The 17,734-nt window shown below is 53.3% G+C and carries 9 protein-coding genes and 1 tRNA gene; 5 read left to right on the forward strand and 5 right to left on the reverse strand.

Translation table 11 applies throughout. The features are described 5' to 3' along the window. The first annotated feature begins 220 nt into the window (after positions 1-220). Positions 221-1,591, forward strand: a complete 1,371-nt coding sequence (locus tag HG66A1_RS11300) for a TlpA disulfide reductase family protein (protein WP_197997100.1) — start codon at positions 221-223, stop codon at positions 1,589-1,591. Positions 1,592-1,676: 85 nt separating this feature from the next. On the opposite strand, the gene HG66A1_RS11305 is transcribed toward HG66A1_RS11300, so the two are convergent. From HG66A1_RS11305 to HG66A1_RS11315, 3 genes are all read right to left on the reverse strand, one after another. Further along, entirely contained in the window at positions 1,677-3,920 is a 2,244-nt protein-coding gene (locus HG66A1_RS11305) for a HEAT repeat domain-containing protein (protein ID WP_145183505.1), read from the reverse strand. A 417-nt stretch (positions 3,921-4,337) separates the two neighbouring features. Next, entirely contained in the window at positions 4,338-5,609 is a 1,272-nt protein-coding gene (lysA, locus tag HG66A1_RS11310) for a diaminopimelate decarboxylase (RefSeq protein WP_145039834.1), read from the reverse strand. An 88-nt stretch (positions 5,610-5,697) separates the two neighbouring features. Beyond that, entirely contained in the window at positions 5,698-6,711 is a 1,014-nt protein-coding gene (locus HG66A1_RS11315; RefSeq protein ID WP_145039837.1) for an aspartate-semialdehyde dehydrogenase, read from the reverse strand. A gap of 570 nt (positions 6,712-7,281) precedes the next feature. Between HG66A1_RS11315 and purD the strand changes: the two genes are divergently transcribed. The 4 genes from purD (at position 7,282) to HG66A1_RS11335 (ending at position 12,705) form a co-directional block, all read left to right on the forward strand. Continuing rightward, positions 7,282-8,562, forward strand: a complete 1,281-nt coding sequence (gene purD / locus HG66A1_RS11320; RefSeq protein WP_409999470.1) for a phosphoribosylamine--glycine ligase — start codon at positions 7,282-7,284, stop codon at positions 8,560-8,562. Positions 8,563-8,607: 45 nt separating this feature from the next. Next, the gene (locus tag HG66A1_RS11325) at positions 8,608-9,363 is read left to right on the forward strand and encodes a 2-phosphosulfolactate phosphatase (protein WP_145183510.1); all 756 of its coding nucleotides are present in this window, start codon (positions 8,608-8,610) and stop codon (positions 9,361-9,363) included. A 93-nt stretch (positions 9,364-9,456) separates the two neighbouring features. After that, a complete protein-coding gene (locus HG66A1_RS11330) occupies positions 9,457-11,112 on the forward strand; it encodes a glycine--tRNA ligase (protein WP_145183513.1) in 1,656 nt (551 codons plus the stop codon). 54 nt (positions 11,113-11,166) lie between these two features. Further along, positions 11,167-12,705: an FAD-dependent oxidoreductase gene (locus HG66A1_RS11335; RefSeq protein ID WP_197993981.1), complete on the forward strand. Its 1,539-nt coding sequence runs from the start codon at positions 11,167-11,169 to the stop codon at positions 12,703-12,705. A 46-nt stretch (positions 12,706-12,751) separates the two neighbouring features. Here HG66A1_RS11335 and HG66A1_RS11340 read toward each other — a convergent pair. Next, positions 12,752-12,822 (reverse strand) — tRNA-Gly (locus tag HG66A1_RS11340). A 139-nt stretch (positions 12,823-12,961) separates the two neighbouring features. Further along, positions 12,962-17,650, reverse strand: a complete 4,689-nt coding sequence (locus HG66A1_RS11345) for a PQQ-binding-like beta-propeller repeat protein (RefSeq protein ID WP_145183516.1) — start codon at positions 17,648-17,650, stop codon at positions 12,962-12,964. Positions 17,651-17,734: the final 84 nt, after the last annotated feature.

The raw sequence follows: 17,734 nt of genomic DNA on the forward strand, positions 1-17,734 counted from the left end.
GAAAGGGATTGCTGACAGGAAACCTGCTTTAAAACGGACGTGGATTGTAATTTTTTCCAGCTTCGTCTTGCCTTCAAAGTGGATTTTGTCGTAAAACTCGCCCCATTCAGTGTTTTGACTTTCGATAATGCCGAGGGAACGGCTCAGTTCTGAATCCGAAATACCCCGTCCCCGGTTCGACAGATACTACCGACTCTCAAAGGAAGGAGAGCCCCAGATCATGAGGCATCGACACGGTATCATGATGATAGCAGCGGGCCTGTTATCGCTGACTCAATTCGGTTGTGGTGGCGGAGAATCCCCTGCTCCACAGACGGCAGACAATAAACTGGACGGCAAGCTGCAAGCGGCTCCGGCCGATGCAAAACCTCTCCAGAAAACGCCGAGTGCCAAAATTACTCAGGTTTCACAAACCGGTCCTGCACTCAAGCCAAATGCAAATGCGATTCAGACGGCAAGCCTGGAACGTGACAAACGCGATATGGACGATCTGGACGGTGACGATGAGTCACTGGCCGATGAGGAAGTCAAGATTTCCGAGCTGAAGGAAGGTTCGGCCGAATGGAACGTACGCGAGATCACGCGTCTGCGTGTACTGGCCCTGCCGAAAACTGACAACGTTGAAGAACTGAAGCAGGCTCGTGCCGCCCGCAATCAGAAAATCATTCAACTGGCGATGGAAGCCGTAAAGCAGACCCATGCTGACAAAGAAAAACAGCGGTTGTTTACGGTCTGCATTCGTCATCTGCTGGATGCCCATTTACAGCTGGCATTGCAGGGAGATCAGGAAAGTATCGACGCTCTGTACGATCATTCCGAGTCCCTTTATAAGCGCGATCCGAATTCTCCTTCCGCTGCGGAAGCTGGCTTTACCGTTGCGAAATTTGCGAATACCAGTGCACAGCGTTTTGCGCAACAGGACCCGCGCTGGATTGAAGAGTTCGTCAAACAGGCTCGTCTGTTCGCCACGCGTTTTCCCCAGGAAAATATCCGGGCACCACAGATGTTGCAGGCCGCTGCAGAAACCTGTCAGCTGTACGGTTTGAATCAGTCAGCCCTGGACTGCTGCCTCGATCTGGAAACCAGGTTCCCTAAAAGCAATGAGACCGCACAGGTCGCCGGACTGTCTCGTCGTCTGAAGCTGAAAGGACAGCCGATTCAGCTGGCCGGAGAGACTATTGAAGGTGGTTATGTCTCCATCGACGATTACAAAGGGAGCGTGGTGCTGGTCGTATTCTGGGCGACAACTGCCAAACCCTTTATTGAACAGCTGCCTGAGATTCAGACGCTCTCCAAGAAGTACCGCAAATACGGTTTTGAAATCGTAGGTGTCAACCTGGACCTGGAAGAACCTGCCATCGATGCTTTCCAGGAGAAGTCACCACTCGACTGGCGTCAGATCTTCTATTCAGCTCGTGACAAGCGGGGCTGGAACAACCCGGCCGCACTGCATTACGGCGTACGTAGCGTGCCGATGATGATGCTGGTGGATCACACAGGGGTTACCGAAGTGGTTACTTCCGATGTGAAGCAGCTGGAAGAGCCTCTGCGATCACTGTTGAGAAAGAAAACTCAGGCGAGTGCCCAGTAGCGTCTTTCAGGCTTATTAAAAAACAAAACTCCGCAGGCTCGTTAAAGCCTGCGGAGTTTTTTTATGGATGTTGCAAAAGCCCCACTTAAGGCAGTGCACCAGCTGGCTGGAACTTCTGAAGCCGTTCGCCGACCACTTTGCTGTCCGGCATGAGGGTTCCCATTACGGAAGCCAGTGCAGTATTCAACTTGGGATCTTTGGCTGCCTGGTAGGCTTTCTGCACTGCAGAGATCTGCATGGTATCGATCATCAGTCCAAACTTCTGGATATGGAACGCCAGCTGTAATGCGGCGATTTCACGTACATCTGCCTCATAGGTCGGAGTCGTAATGACCTGCACGAGGTCCTCCTGGGCAGTGCGGGTAGGAATTCCACCCAGGGTGATCAACGCATTCGATGCCAGGCTGCGGTCGGAAACCAGGTCCAGCAGAGGTTGCTCTGCCTGTTTCAGATCATAGATATTCGTTCGCTGGCTGGAAGCGATATGCGAGAGCCAGTACAAGGCTGCTGCCCGGTATTCGGAACGCAGTTCGCCGGTGAGTTCAGGAGTTTTTAACCCATCCAGAAACGGCTTGAGTTGTGAGCCGATATCGTCGGTATTTTCTGATTCGACCACATACTTGACCAGCGGATAGTACCGTGTTGAGTATTCAATCTTATTCTGCAGACGCAGTGGGCCATAGATGACGATTGGGATATTTGCGGTCCGGGAATCGGCTCTCAGGTTGGCGATGGTTTGAGAGAGTCCCCAGCGTGCAATGTTATACTCCAGCGCGATGAATTCGACATCCATGCGATCAGTGGCGGCTTTGAAACCGGCCATGCCTGTTTGAACCGGCGTGGTTTCATATCCCAGTTCGTGGAACACACCCGCCATGGTCTGTCCCCGGGGAATGCTGCTGTCGACCACGATCGCAGCCTGTGTCCCCTCGCCCCGCAGAGCACGGGTGAGGATGCTGATTACGCGGTTGGCGCCTGGAAAGGGTTTTGCCGGGTCAAGCTGCAGAATCGCTGTAGCAGCAGCGAACTGTACCCGTCGATCGGGGTAATTCAGGGCGGCGATCAGAGACGAGTGCTTGTCGAGCTGTTCGTGCAGCAGTGTGCGCGAACCAATCTGACCCAGTGCTTTGAGGGCAGCGAGAGCACTGGGGGTGTGCCCCTGTTTCATCGCCAGGGCCAGCACACGGCTGACTGCAGAGGGACCGGAAAGCAGGGCCAGGTTGAAGGTCGTGCCGGGGCCTTCGGGTAAAGGCTGATTCCAGCCAACCTGGTATGCTTCAAGGGCGAGCGCCATTGCCAGATAGAGTGTTTGTACGTCCTGTTTGTCCGGAGACATTTCCAGAGCTTCTTTGGCCAGTCGGAGTCCTTCAACCAGGTTGACTTCCTGGGCGGGGAGTTCCTTCTTGACGACCGTCTGAGCCGCATTGTCCCAGACCCAGATGGGCTGGGTTTCTGATTTCGTTTCATGTTTCTGGTACAGGTTGAGGGCCGCATTTTTCAGTATAAGCTGCGCTTCGTGGCGATTCAGCTCATAGGTCTTGCGGGGGTTCTTACCCAGGATCTTGGCCAGTGCCATGCGGGCAGCCACCTGAACGTTTTGTGGCTGGCTCTGGGAAAAAGCGGGATTCCAGAGGTAGAGAGCATCAGCCGGACGGGCAAGATCGCCGAGAACATCTGCTGCGATTTTACGAATTTTCTCCTGCGGTGCCCGCAGAGCGGCGATCAGTGGCGGAACGACAGGATCACCAAGCTGAGTCAGGGCAAATGTGAGTTCGTCATTTCGTGCCGGGTCCTGGCTCTGGCTCAGTTGTTTAAGAATCGGAGGAGCAACAATCTCACCTGCCGATTTGAGCTGAATGATGGCAATGTCCCGTTCCGTAGGCGTTCCCGAAAGTGCATCGATCAGGGAATTAATCCGGGAGGGATCCGTGGCATACGCCCGGAAGGCGGATTCCATTTTCTTTAACAGGGTGATCGACTCGGGTTGCAGTTTCTTGTTATTAGCCAGGCGGAGAAAAGCAGCGGGACCGTACTTGTCACGGAGCTTCAGGATCAGTTCATCGTCTGGATTGCCTTTCAGCAACTGGTCCAGATACGCTTTGGCGGAAGCCGCATGCCCCAGGTCTGTCAGCTGGACCACAGCTTGCATCAGCTGTTCGGGAGTCTCAGGCTTGGAGAGCAGCAGATCATCGGCAGTCAGACCGGTAGCCGTTGTTGTTTCAGGAGTTGTGGCCGGTGGTGGTTCTTGAGACCAGACGGAAGAAGGCGTACTCAAAGCGCAGAGAAATACCAGAGCAATTAATGCCAGGATCCGGTTATTTAAAGACATTCAGTCGACTCCGTGTCGTCGTGGTTGTCGGCTATTCATGGCGGCTATCGAGACAGAGCCTGAGCAGGCACTGTCGAACTGATAGATAGAATATCTCTCAGCGAGATGATAGTAACAGTTTTAATATACTATTCTTGTCACCTTACCCAAAACAACATAATTCAATTATTTCAATAGACTCTTCACAGAAATCTGTTGTCTGGTATTCGTATGGACATATTCTCCACGGCAGCTTCTGTATCAAGTATCATCGTTTCTGACGGCGATAACGGTTCAATCGAAGGAAGCGGAGCCCCCCTGCTTTCCTGCTCTCAGCACAGCAAAGCAGGCACGAACCCGATAACTGTTATAACCCAACCACCAGAATCTGGTCTTCTGAACAGATTGGGAAGTTGAGTCGGAGAACCGATTTGAAGCTTAAGCCTGCTCGAGCGCGATCAGCTCTTCGTAGGTTTCGCGGCGGCGAATGACCTGATAGTCGCTGCCATCCACCAGAATTTCTGCACTACGGGGGCGGGCGTTGTAGTTGCTGCTCATCACAGAACCATACGCACCCGCGCTGAACATGCAGAGATAGTCGCCCCGTTCCATGGGAGGCAGATAGCGGTCCTTGGCGAAATAATCGCAGGACTCGCAAACCGGACCCACGACGTCTGCAGGCTCGCAGCCTGCGATTTCTCCTTCACAGTCAAAGGGCATGGGGACCTTGGGTTTGACGGGCCAGACGCGATGATAGGAGTCATACATCGCGGGGCGGACGAGATCGGTCATGCCGCCATCCTGGATATAGAACAGCTTGCCCCCTTCCCGCTTGGTGAAGACGATCTGGCTGACCAGGATACCTGAGTTTCCGGCGATGAAACGTCCGGGTTCCAGAGCCAGACGACAGCCGATCTCCTTGATTGTGGGAACGATTACGTCGGCATAAGTCTGTGCGGAAGGGCCTTCATCCGTTTTGTAGCTGATCCCAAAACCACCACCCAGATTCATCCAGTTGGTGTTATGGCCTTTATCCCGCAACTGCTGAATGACTTCTGCTCCCTTTTTGACCGCTTTCGCATACGGATCGGTCGAAAGGATTGGCGAACCGAGGTGCATATGGATGCCGGTCAGTTCGAGACGATCATCTTTGAGAACCTTATCCGCCAGTTCGGTGGCCCGTTCGATGTCCATTCCGAACTTGTTGCCCTTTTTACCGGTCGTGGTTTTGTGGTGCGTTTTCGCATCGATATCCGGGTTGAGACGCAGTGCGACCCGACCGACGCAGCCCAGTTCTCCCGCGATGGCAGCGATCGCGTCCAGTTCGGCTTCACTTTCAACGTCGAACATCAGAATGTCGGCCTGGAGAGCCTGGCGGATTTCTTCGTCCGTCTTACCAACTCCCGCGAAGACCACACGTGTGGTGTCTGCACCAGCCTGTTTTACTCGGAACAGTTCTCCACCGGAAACGACGTCGAAACTACTGCCGGCGTCGTTCATGGTCTTGAGAATGCTCAGGTTGCCATTCGCTTTGACAGAGTAGCAGATGACCGGATCGACTTCGGCGAATGCGTCCTGAATCTCTTTCAACCGCCCCAGAAAAGCTGATTTGGAGTAGATCCAGAGCGGAGTTCCAAATTCTTCTGCCAGTTGGGCAACAGGGACATTTTCACAGAACAGTTCATCGTTTTGGTAATGAAAGGCGGTCATTGCGTAACTTTCACGAGGCTAAAATCATCGTTAACAGAAAGAAAATCAACGCGCGAAGCAGCGAAGACGAAACAGGTGTGGGGCCTGCTTAGGTGCAGGCTTTGTGTTTCGCCAGCAGTTCTGCGATTTGAACCGCATTGGTGGCGGCCCCTTTACGCAGGTTATCGCTGACGCACCAGAATGAAAGCCCGTTCGGATTCGAAATATCGCGGCGGATCCGTCCGATAAAGACTTCATCGCTGCCATCACAATTCGAGGGGAGCGGGTATTCCAGTTTCTGCAGGTCGTCCACTACGGTGATTCCGGGGAATTCAGAGAACAGCTTGCGGGCTTCTTCTGGTGAAATCGGGCGTTCGGTTTCGACCGTAATGGTTTCGCTGTGACAGTTAGCAACGGGAATCCGGACGCAGGTTGGATTGACCTGGATGGATTCATCACCAAGGATTTTACGGGTTTCGTACACCATCTTCATTTCTTCGCTGGTGTAGCCGTCTTCCTTTTCGCTACCGATCTGAGGGATCGCATTGAAGGCGATCGGATGAGGAAAGACCTGATATTCATAGTCTTTTTCATCCAGATAGGCGCGTGAACCTTCCAGCAGATCACTGGTGCCGGCAACCCCTGCTCCACTGGTTGCCTGGTACGTGCTCACGATTACCCGTTTCACAGGAGAAGCATCGTGCAGCGGCTTCAGGGCCATGACCATCTGGGTGGTCGAACAGTTGGGGCTGGCGATAATGCCTTTTGCTTCCAGGGCGGCTTCGGGATTGATTTCCGGAACGACAAGCGCCACTTCCGGCTTCATCCGCCAGTAACCCGATTCATCGATGACGATCGCGCCGGCTTCGACTGCAGCGGGCAGAAATTCGGCGGCAACATCATCCGGGGTAGACGCGATGACCAGTTCGACTCCCTCAAAAGAATCTTTGGTCAGTTCTTCCAGAGTGTATGTTTTTCCCTGAAATTCCAGTGTTTTGCCTGCGGAGCGGGCCGAAGCCAGAAATCGAAATTGTTTCGCCTGGAAGTTCCGGTCTTCCAGCAGTTTCCGCATGATGTGCCCGACGGCACCGGTGGCACCAATGATGGCGACAGTATCAAACACTTTAATCTCCAGAGAATAAAAAAGGTTAAAAGTCTTTTTGCTGATTCACTTTAAGTCAATACTCAGCAGGAATCGTACGATAAAAGTAATTTCAGCTTGCGTACGTTATACCATGACTCCCTCAGCTGTGACAGGCAGCAGGTTGCATGGGTTCATCGATCGTAAACCTGGTCGAAGCCCGCAACGAGGAATCTGTTTCGGATGGACCATTATAGAGACTGAAGGGGCATTCGTCCAACGGCTGGCTGAGTACAGATATCAGAGAGACGGTTTCTGAAGAAAGTTAATGCGGAATCGAATTGGATTCTCAGTTCTCTTATTGGAGAAAAGCAGCTTTTTAGGAGCAAAATATAAATTTGGGGAAGCGATGCTACTAGGGGCAAAACAGTGCTGATATACTCCACTGCTGTTAAAACCCTCATTTTGAGCGCATCTTGACAATGGCACCAGAGTCATCATCTCTCCTTTGTGAGGTGGTTTCGAGGATCTCAGGATGTGACTTTCAGCAGGGAACAGTCAGAGCAGGACTGGATCCCTGATTATTTTTAGACGTTGAATAACAAGCAGGTATTGAGAACGATGAAAGTGTTAGTGGTTGGTCAGGGTGGTCGGGAACATGCTCTGGTCTGGAAACTGGCTCAGTCCGAATCCGTCTCCCAGGTCTTTTGTGCTCCAGGTAATGCAGGCACCTGTCTGGATGGAACGAATGTGGATATCAGTGTTTCAGATATCCCCCGCATGGTCGCCTTTGCGAAGGAAGAAGCCATCGGCCTGGCGATTATCGGCCCCGAAGTTCCACTGGTCGCAGGTCTGGCAGATGCCCTGCGGAAGGAAGGCATTCCAGTCTTCGGTCCCTCTAAAGCGGCTGCGGAGCTGGAAGGCAGTAAATCGTTCGCCAAGCAGATGATGTGGAAGGCGAATGTTCCCACAGCGAAATCAGAAACATTCAATAACTTTGAGGCGGCCGAGGCCTTTGTTGAAGACCGCGAAGAACAGCCGCTGGTGATTAAGGCAGACGGTCTGGCTGCAGGCAAAGGTGTGCTGATCTGTGACACAAAACAGGAAGCACTGGATGCCATCAGGTCGCTGATGAAAATCAGAGAGTTCGGCGATGCAGGCAAAACCGTCATCATCGAAGAGAAACTGATCGGCCAGGAAGTCAGTATTCTGGCAATCGTCAGCGGTTCGACGATTATCCCTCTCGAAACCTCTCAGGATCACAAAGCAGCCTACGATGGAGACAAAGGTCCCAATACCGGTGGCATGGGAGCTTATAGCCCTGCCCCACTGGTTACCGAATCATTGATGAGCGAGATCATCGAAAAGATTCTGGTGCCGATGGTCAACGTCATGAAAATTGAAGATCGTCCCTTTAACGGGATTCTCTACGCCGGTCTGATGATCACCAACCAGGGACCAAAGGTGCTGGAATTCAATGTGCGATTTGGTGATCCCGAAGCACAACCGGTGCTGATGCGGCTCAAGACCGATCTCGGAGAACTCCTGCTCGCAGCCGCGGAAGAGCGTCTGGACGATATCGAGCCACTGGAGTGGGACGAACGTCCAACCGTTTGTGTGGTGATGGCCGCTGAAGGTTATCCCGGCGATTATGAAAAAGGGAAGGTCATTCGCGGACTGGATGAAGCGGCAGCACTGGCGGACACGAAAGTCTTCCATGCAGGGACAACCATGAAAGATGAGCAGGTTGTCACCGATGGCGGGCGTGTGCTGGGAGTCACCGCAGTTGGTGATTCGATCAGCGATGCCAAGTTGAAAGCCTACCAGGCTGTGAAGTGCATCCGCTGGGATGGTGCCTGGTGCCGCAAGGATATTTCCGACAAGGCTCGCTGAGTCCTGTTGTTCATCTGAAGGAAAGCGCGACCGACAGTACGAGCCATGCCTGCTGAGATACGAACCTGCTTTTTACCTGTCTTGTCACAACCTGAAGAGTTTTCAGGGAGTGTCGCTGTGATTCTGGATATTCTGCGTGCTTCGTCCACGATAACCTACGCGCTGAATTCCGGAGCCGAGGCGGTCATTCCGTGTCAGGAAATCGACGAAGCCCGCGAATTGGCAGCGCAACTCCGGTCTGCAGGCGAGCAGGTTCTGCTCGGAGGCGAACGCAAAGGGATTCAGATTGAAGGCTTCGATCTGGATAATTCCCCTGCCCGCTATCCTGCTGACGTAGTACAGGACAGGAAGATTGTCTTCACCACCAGTAACGGCACACGGGCGCTGAAACGAGCCATCCAGGCACGACGAATCCTGGTCGGGGCGTTTCTTAATCTGGACGCATTGCTGAAAATTCTCAAAGCGAGTGACGGGCTGATCTATCTGGTCTGTGCCGGAACGGATGGGGTCGTCACGGGAGAAGATTGTCTCTGCGCCGGTGCGATTGCATCCGAACTGGTCGAGCAGTGCGAGCAGGATCTGGTATTGGACGATTCCACACGGATCGTGATCGACCATTACCGGACACAGATCCAGCAGCCAGATGGCCTGTTACAGGGAGTCCGCGCCAGCCTGGGAGGCCGCAACCTGATTCGGCGTGGCTTTGAAGAGGATATTCAACTATGTTGCCAGCGTGGACTGATTTCACAAGTCCCTGAATTTGATCACCAGACCGGCCTGATTACGTTTTCAGCCGGCTGAACTAATACGATTTTCAAGTCGATTTCTGTTTAATCCGAAGTTGAGTATGTCTGTATAAGACAGCATGGAAAGACCAAATCAATGAAAAAAGAGATGGAAAAGATTGTAGCGTTGTGTAAACGACGCGGGTTTGTTTTTCAGTCTTCTGAGATCTATGGCGGATTGCAGGGATTCTGGGATTACGGCCCATTAGGAGTCGAACTCAAGCGGAATGTCCGTGAAGCCTGGTGGTCCGATATGATCACGACGCACAACGAACTCATCGCGCCCGAAGGTGCCCCCAAACCATTCGGAATGACCGGGGTCGAAACTACAATTATCATGCATCCCAGCGTCTGGAAAAGTTCGGGGCACTTCGATCTGTTCCACGACTTCATGGTGGACTCCAAAGAGTCCAAGGCCCGCTTCCGCGTAGACCATGTCTCGGTTGCCGTCGCATATGCTTCCGATCAGAAACCGGTTGCCTGTGAAACTTATATGGCGGACATCGGTGAGGAAGGTCTCTCCAAGACCAAACGCAAGCGGCTGGAAAAAGCAATTGCTGAATACGAGAAAGACAATAATCTTTCCAACAGCGAAGAGCCGCAGATTTCGGTTTGTAACCTGATGGAATACGCGAAAATGCTGGCAGACGCTGGCATTCCCGCGACCGGAAAACTGGAAGCCCGCTGTCCGGATACCGGAGGCGAACTGACTGAGCCCCGTGAGTTCAACCTGATGTTCAAAACAATCATCGGTGCTCTCTCGGGCGAGGAAGGAACCGCCTTTCTCCGTCCGGAAACCGCACAGGGGATGTTCGTGAACTTCAAGAACGTCGTCGACAGTGGTCGCGTGAAGGTGCCGTTCGGGATCGCCCAGATCGGAAAGAGTTTCCGTAACGAAATCACGCCGCGGAACTACACCTTCCGTTCGCGCGAATTCGAACAGATGGAAATGGAGTTCTTCTGTCATCCGGATGAATCTTTCGAATGGTATCAGTACTGGCGTGACCGCAGATACAACTGGTACATTCAGCACGGGATTAACCCTGAAAATCTGATTCTCCGCGACCATACCCCGGAAGAGTTGGCGCACTACTCCGTCGGGACGGCGGATGTCGAGTACGCCTTCCCCTTCATGGAAGAAAACGAATATGGAGAACTGGAAGGGATTGCCCACCGTGGTGATTTCGACCTGCGTTCCCACATGGAAGGAAAACTGGTACGAGAAGGCGATCAGCTGGTGGTTGAAAAGAACGAGCATGGTCAGCCTAAGTACAAAGGGAGTGGAAAAGATCTGACCTACTTCGACGATCAGACGCGCGAACGGTTCATTCCCCATGTGATTGAACCGGCTGCTGGGGCCGACCGGGCCACTCTGGCGTTCCTGTGTGAAGCGTACTATGAAGACGAACAACCCGATGATAAGGGGGAGATGCAGTCTCGTACCGTCATGCAGTTCCATCCCAAACTGGCACCTGTGAAAGCAGCCGTATTCCCGCTGATCAAAAAGGCGGGCATGCCGGAAGTTGCTGCCGACATTTACGGGAAGTTGAAAAAGGCCGGGATCCAGGCCGTCTACGATCAACAGGGAGCAATCGGGCGTCGTTATCGGCGTCAGGACGAGATCGGAACACCTTTCTGCTTGACAGTGGATGGGGATACCGAACAGGATAACTGTGTGACCATGCGTGATCGTGATTCGCTGAAACAGGAGCGAATTCCCATCGATGATATCGTGGCGGAAGTTCAACGGCGCATTCACGGCTAAGAGCCAGCCCCGTTTCAACTGCATCCAGACATCAGTATATATGAGGAGCCTGACATGGCAGACAAGAAGATAGACCGCCGCAATTTTGGAAAATATCTGGCCGGTGGAACTGCCGCCTTTCTGACGGGGGCAGCAAGTGCGGCTGACAAACAACCCCTGGTTGATGGCGTGACGCGTCCCTCGAATACGCTGATTCTGGATGGAGGCGGGCAATCGGTCTGGAACTCCACCGCGCAACATGTTCGTACCCGCGGTTGGGTTTCCCCTGACGGGAAGATCTTTCACGAAGCCGCCCGGAATATTCCCATCCAGGAAGAAGACGATGTGATTGTCTGTGGTGGTGGCCCGGCCGGTTTTGCCGCAGCCCTGGCAGCAGCACGCAGCGGAGCCAAAACCCGTCTGCTGGAAGTGAATGGCTGTGTGGGAGGTGTCTGGACTGCTGGTGCGTTGACGCTAATTATCGATGCTCAGAAGAAGCCGGGCATTATGCATGAGATTCTGGAAAAACTCGAAGAACGCGATGCCAGTAACGTCTTAAATAACGGGTCGGTCGCCTACGACACCGAAAAAACCAAGCTCCTGCTTGAAGACATGCTGCTGGAAGCGGGAGTCAAGATTCAGCTGCATACCCGCGTGGTCGGGGCTGTGACAGACATCAACAATCGTCTGTCGGTAATTGTCACTGAATCGAAGTCGGGTCGACAGGCCTGGCGGGCGAAGTCATTCATTGACTGTACCGGTGACGGCGACATGGCGGCACAGGCCGGTTGTGGTTATGAGTTCGGGCAGCCCGGTACCGGGCTCACCCAGCCGATGAGTCTGATGGTATTGCTGACCGGCGTAACGACAGATGGGATCGCCCAGTTCGTTCGTGGCGATGCAGAGCCCCGCAAATTGGGGAATCCCAAAAAGAACCTGCTGGCAGAATTTCAGCGGGCCGGCGTGGATCCCTCTTATGGTGGACCGACAATCTTCCGGGTGCGGGACGGCCTGTTTGCGATGATGGCCAACCACGAATATGGAACACTTTCGATCGATGCTGCTCACGTTACCGACGCAACCCTGCAGGCGCGTCGAGAAGTACACAAGCTGGTCAACAGCCTCAAGAAACTGGGGGATCCCTGGACCAATCTCGAAATTATCGCGACCGCAGAACAGATCGGAACGCGTGAAGGACGTCGTATTCTGGGGCGTTATTACGTTTCGAGTGAGGATCTGAAAAACGGTGCCCGCTTTGATGACGCAATCTGTCATGTCCGATTTGGAATCGATGTGCATTCCACCAACCCAGGTAAAACCAAGGCGATTGAAAAGAAACCATTCAAATCAAAACCTTATGACATTCCGTTACGGGCTCTGATCGCCCGGGATGTCAACGGCCTGATGATGGCTGGACGCTGTATCAGCGGTGACTTTATCGCGCACAGCAGTTACCGGGTCACCGGGAATGCGGTCGCGATGGGGGAAGCAGCCGGAGTCGCATCAGCTGTGGCGGCGACTTCAGACAAAATGCCTCACGAAGTCCCCTTCTCTGCCGTTTCCAAACAGCTGGCACAGATCCGCGGGGAAGATCAGCGGCAGGTAAAAAGCTAGAAGTTAGTCGAGCTTTTTTAGACCACCTGAGTCTGTTGGAGAAAAAAGCGGCTGAAGGGAATCGAACCCTCGTCACCAGCTTGGGAAGCTGGGGTAATACCATTATACGACAGCCGCGAATTCAAGATTATGACAGACTAAACGGGAGTGAGGTTCGGGTCAAGCATCCCGATGATTGAGGCTCCGGTATTCCTGAATTTCCCGGCCACAGGTTCCGAAAACAGGGCTTTTGACGGCGGCCTGCATTCAGCCTCAGTTACAACGGAGAGTCCAGCAGATTCTCCAGTCCCCGGGTTGGGTTCTGGTAATCAATTTCAACGGCACTGTGCATCCCCTGCAGGATAATCTTCCGCAAGCGGGGGTCGATCTGCATCTGCAAAATCGTGTCCTTGAGGATGTTATCCTTGAAGCCGATGGTCTTGCCTGTCCGGGCATCGAGGATTTCGAACAGGAACGAATAACTCCGGGTCCGGGATTCCGTACGAATCTTGCTCATGAAGATCAGGAAAGGCAACTCATACTGAGATGTATCGATCCACGAGCGTTTAGGCAGATTGCGGTTCCAGAGGATATTGCCGGACTGCTTGTCGATACTCAGTAGATCATTATCGATGTGCACGACATTCAGGAATGAGTCACTGATGAAGAAATCATTCTGCGGTGTGCGACGGCGCGGCGTGGTGTAAGAGAAATTGAAGTAATAGCGTCCGTGGTCGGAAAACCCGATGAACTTGTTGAGGTTTTTGAGATATTCATCAGGGATCTCAGTCTCGATCATGGTCTCGCCTGTTTCCACATTCAGAACCCGCAGCCGGTTCGGAGGCAGTAGAATCGCCAGCTCGGTATCGGAAATCTGAGTAGAGAAACCGGAGTTGTCCACCGGCTCATCAAGAAGCAGTCGATCAGTCAACGGATCCCAGAGGCGGACTCGCTTTTCGGTCGTAGAAGTGGTTTCATAAAACAGCTTGCGACCAAATACGTGTCGAATGCGGCTGTTGAGTTCAAGTTCTCCCTGGCGAATCCGTTCTCCGGTGATGGCGCTGTAAACATCGTAATTCGTTCGATTGATACTGAAAGCGACGATTGCTTCCTGATCTCCGACAAGCCCCTTGCTGGAATCACTGAGGAAGCCGGATTTGGAAGGAATGTTCTTCCGCTCCCAGAGCACTTTTCCATTCGCAGGATTCAGACCGAACAGACGGTTGCCCCACTGAAAGACACAGACGCGAGGTCCGGAGGGACCGACATAAAACAGCGATTGTGAGTTATTCAGATCATCGAATTCGGTGGTCCAGAGGGGCTCTGAAACATCACCATCCAGCTGTAGCAGTGAAACACCATGAATTTTATGACTGCTTCCCAGGGGAATAAAATGACCCACTCGCGTATTTCGTGAATGATAGGGATAGGAAATCCGGTCCGAGACTTTCACCTGGCCGATTGATTGACCGGCGTGCCGATTAACTACAGTCAGCAGGGAGCCCTGTTTCAGTAACAACTGTGAGATCTCTGGTGGCGGCAGAAACTTTCGTTCATAGTTTCTGTAAGTAGCCGCGATTTGCGGCGCGGGGGCAGCGACGTCGCTTTGACGAATATTAACCCGGGTTACGTTATCTCGCAAAGGCTGCATGGCCTGATAGATCGACCAGGCGGCAGACCCTCGGTCATAACGTGCTACGTATTCTGCACCGGTCTGTCCATTCTCCAGCGGGATGTTCGCATACTTTTCATTGAGCTCTTTCAGGAGTCCCGCCGCCTCATGAGGTAGGCCAACTGCTTCCCAAAGCTCAAGCAACTGCCGGGCCGCTTCCGCGGCAACATGAGGATTCGCATCGGCGTGGTTCTGCATCAGTAGAAATTCCGCCTGTTGAATCTGTCCGGACTGCATCATTTTTTGGGCCAGTGTACTCCGTACTGCTACTGCCTGTGACCAGCTGCCATAGGTGTCGAGAAAAGCCTGCAGTTCTGAGATGTTTGCTCCCTGTAAAGCTGTCTGTTGATCTTCGACAATAATGGAGTTCAGCGTTGCCTGGTCATTCTGATCTGCTTTGTCTGCGATCCGCTGCATCAGCCCGGCGATCAGGCTTTGTACGGTGACCAGATGATGTGTGTCTCCCGCCATGGCCAGCGGCTGATTGACCTCAATCTTTTTGAAGTCCTCAGCGACCTGCATCAGCCCATGGTAATCCTCCTGGTCCAGCAAGTATTTCGATTTACGAGACAGGAAGCGTCCCCGTTCCAGAGGTGTCTGGGCCAGCGACTCCAGCTTGCCCAGGAGTTCCGCTTCACTCTGACCACCACGATTGAGTTCCGCATAGAGCAGTTCCCGCAGCAGGGCCGTGGAACGATTCTGGATGTCTGGGACTGCCTGGTCGGATAGAAGAGACTCCAGGCGACGCTGGGCACCGGTCAGGTTACCCAGGGCGAGTTCGAGTTCGGCTTTGAGCAGTTGGTCGATCTGTTTCTGTTGAGGGGATAACGACTGCTGCTTGTCAGGCAGGCTGGCCAGCATCGCTTCGGCCTGGGGAAACGCATCGATCTGCCAGAGGCCCAGCGAAATAATCCGCCCACGATGGGCAATAATATTTCCGGGAGCCCAGTCATACTGTTTCTGCTCTGAAGGAGATGGCTCTCCATTCCGCTTGACGACCTCATAAGCATAGGCTGCGCCCTCTTGCAGGTCCTGTTTAAACTCGTGGTTCAGGATACTTGAAATCTGATTCGTATTGCTGAGGGAGAAGCCCGCTTCCTTTCCAGTGGGAACATGGATTTTGAGCACATGCCCTGCTCTGGTCGGCAGCAGGTAGTTCTCCTGAGAAAGAAAACCGATGCCGGAAACTGGTCCTACCTGCAGATGCCAGAGCTCTCTACCATCCTCGATGTGCCTGCCGCGGCAGTAGTCAGCCCCGAGCACCAGCACGGTCTCATCGACTACGGCAGCGATCAGTTCGCCATCCTCTCGATTGACTTCTTCCCACAGGGGGAGTCCTGTTTGCAGGTCAATACAGTGAATGTAGGGGGAGCCACTGGGGAGGTAGAAGACGCGGTTGCCGGAGATCACTGGGGCGCTCGTGAGTCCAGGGTGTCCGAAACTCACCGGGCGATAATAACGTTTCTGAGCGATCCGACGGGAGTTATCACCTTCACCGTAATAATAGCTCCAGAGCAGGTCGCCGTTTGTAGCATCCAACGCGACTACGGTGTCGATCTGCGTTGTACAGACAATGATCCCCTCACTAGAGGCCAGCGGTGCCTGTTGCCATGAACGTTCGCGATCTGAATAAATCGGCTGATCGACGTAAGCCAGACCCTGTTTCCAGAAAATCGAGCCGTCGTGTGGGTTAATACAGAGCACAGAGAGCTGGCTGTTATGCTCGGCGATTGCATACAGATAGTTTCCAACCGGTAGTGGCGCGCCGAGAAAATAATATCCGGAAATACTCCACAGTGGTTTCACCGGAAAGGTGGTTTCTGGTTGAGGATCCTCTGAAGGGGCCCGAATTGCAGTTAACCCATCGGCTGCAGTCGGCTTTCGTTTGACGGGGAGTGCTACCAGCCGATTGCCCTTTTGTGAGACCAGGGGGAAATGTGTCGTATTGCGACGCAGTCCCAGGTTTCTCTCGACCGGAGGGAGCTGGTCGGGAATGTAGTCCACGGCAAAAACTGCCTGACCGTTGCTGGAAAGCGTGCCGTAAATCGAGTTACAGGCATAGAATTTCTCCAGCGACAGATTTTGTGAATACGCGGCATGACCGGGCGTACGTTCGTCGACCTGATCGATCAACTGGTTGAGGCTGCCGGCACTCTGAAACAACCAGGCAGTCTCACCTGAATCGATATCGACGGCTCTGACCCCTTTAAAATCACGATAGATAATCAGATTATCGACCGCAATCGGAACATTCGCGACAGCGGTCGACTGGTTCTCACGCTGCTGCTTTCGCTCCCAATTAATCAGATACTCGAGTGCACGATATTTTTCAGTTCGCGCAATCGGCTGGCTCCAGTCGGCCTTAAAGTAAGGAACGCTCGATTCAACAGACTGGTTTCGTTGCGAGTTCCCCTGGGAGATCAACCAGCCACGATCAGCGGGGCTGCGGGGGCTGTTTTGCAGGTTCAGAGCGAGTCGTTCCATCGCCTGCGGTAATCGGTATGTCACGCCGCCCAGAGTAACCTCAGCTTTACTTTTACGGGACAGAATCCGCGTGACCTTTTTCGGTTGGTCTGATTGCTGGTAAGCAACTGCTGCTTTGAGAAAGTGAACTGGTTTCATGCGGGCCTGATGGATGCGGCTCTCCAGAAGCAGATCCCAGTAGCGTGAAGCAAACTCGAAATTCCCCTGCTCCAGATGCCGGGTCCCCAGATAATCGATGGCTTCAAATCCGGCCCGGAGGGGATAAAAGCGTAAGGCGACCTGTTCAAAGAGGCGCAGGTCGTCTGACTCTCGTGCCTGCTCCAGCATCCCATTGGCCTGAGGGCCTGAGATACGTTCATAATCGGCGAGGTCCCGGGGATTGGCAGTGGAAAGCAGTTCCCGAGTCCGTTTGCGAAAATTGAACGGGTGTTTTGCATCATCGGGCCAGAAAAAATAGTCTTCCTGATGGTCGAGCAGCTTTTCCAGCTGCAGGGCTCCCTCGGTGAATTCCCGTTCGTTGAATTTCTGTTCTGCACGTTCGAATTGCGTTCGCAGACTTCGATTCCGGTAGATCCGGTGAATCAAGGCTTCCCGATCTTCGGAGATCGCGTCGGGGTCAGGTTCGCTTTGTTCAGGAACGGCCTGTTCAGGAGGATCCAGAAACGCCAGCAGGAGCTGGCGGGCTGGTTCATCTTGTGAGAGAAGATACGTACAAGGCCCGATCAACAGGAGGGCGACTGCTGAAAGCAGTCTGGCAGTGACACTCTTCAGGGGAGAACGCCCTGAGAATGGAGGATTGATTCGTTTCATCCTGCAAATTCTCCTCGGGGGCAAAAACAGATGCCAGTGTCAAAGCGCGTCTGTGATTACAGATGACACCATTATAGCACAATC

Origin of the sequence: Gimesia chilikensis, from assembly GCF_007744075.1 — a bacterium.
In the GTDB taxonomy this organism is placed as follows: domain Bacteria; phylum Planctomycetota; class Planctomycetia; order Planctomycetales; family Planctomycetaceae; genus Gimesia; species Gimesia chilikensis_A.

What these genes read in the sequence shown, in the direction of transcription:
- HG66A1_RS11335 (WP_197993981.1), top strand. Translation starts at nt 11,167, where the DNA reads ATGGCAGACAAGAAGATAGACCGCCGCAATTTTGGAAAATATCTGGCC.
- HG66A1_RS11345 (WP_145183516.1), bottom strand. Translation starts at nt 17,650, where the DNA reads ATGAAACGAATCAATCCTCCATTCTCAGGGCGTTCTCCCCTGAAGAGT.
- HG66A1_RS11325 (WP_145183510.1), top strand. Translation starts at nt 8,608, where the DNA reads ATGCCTGCTGAGATACGAACCTGCTTTTTACCTGTCTTGTCACAACCT.
- HG66A1_RS11300 (WP_197997100.1), top strand. Translation starts at nt 221, where the DNA reads ATGAGGCATCGACACGGTATCATGATGATAGCAGCGGGCCTGTTATCG.
- HG66A1_RS11305 (WP_145183505.1), bottom strand. Translation starts at nt 3,920, where the DNA reads ATGTCTTTAAATAACCGGATCCTGGCATTAATTGCTCTGGTATTTCTC.
- lysA (WP_145039834.1), bottom strand. Translation starts at nt 5,609, where the DNA reads ATGACCGCCTTTCATTACCAAAACGATGAACTGTTCTGTGAAAATGTC.
- HG66A1_RS11330 (WP_145183513.1), top strand. Translation starts at nt 9,457, where the DNA reads ATGGAAAAGATTGTAGCGTTGTGTAAACGACGCGGGTTTGTTTTTCAG.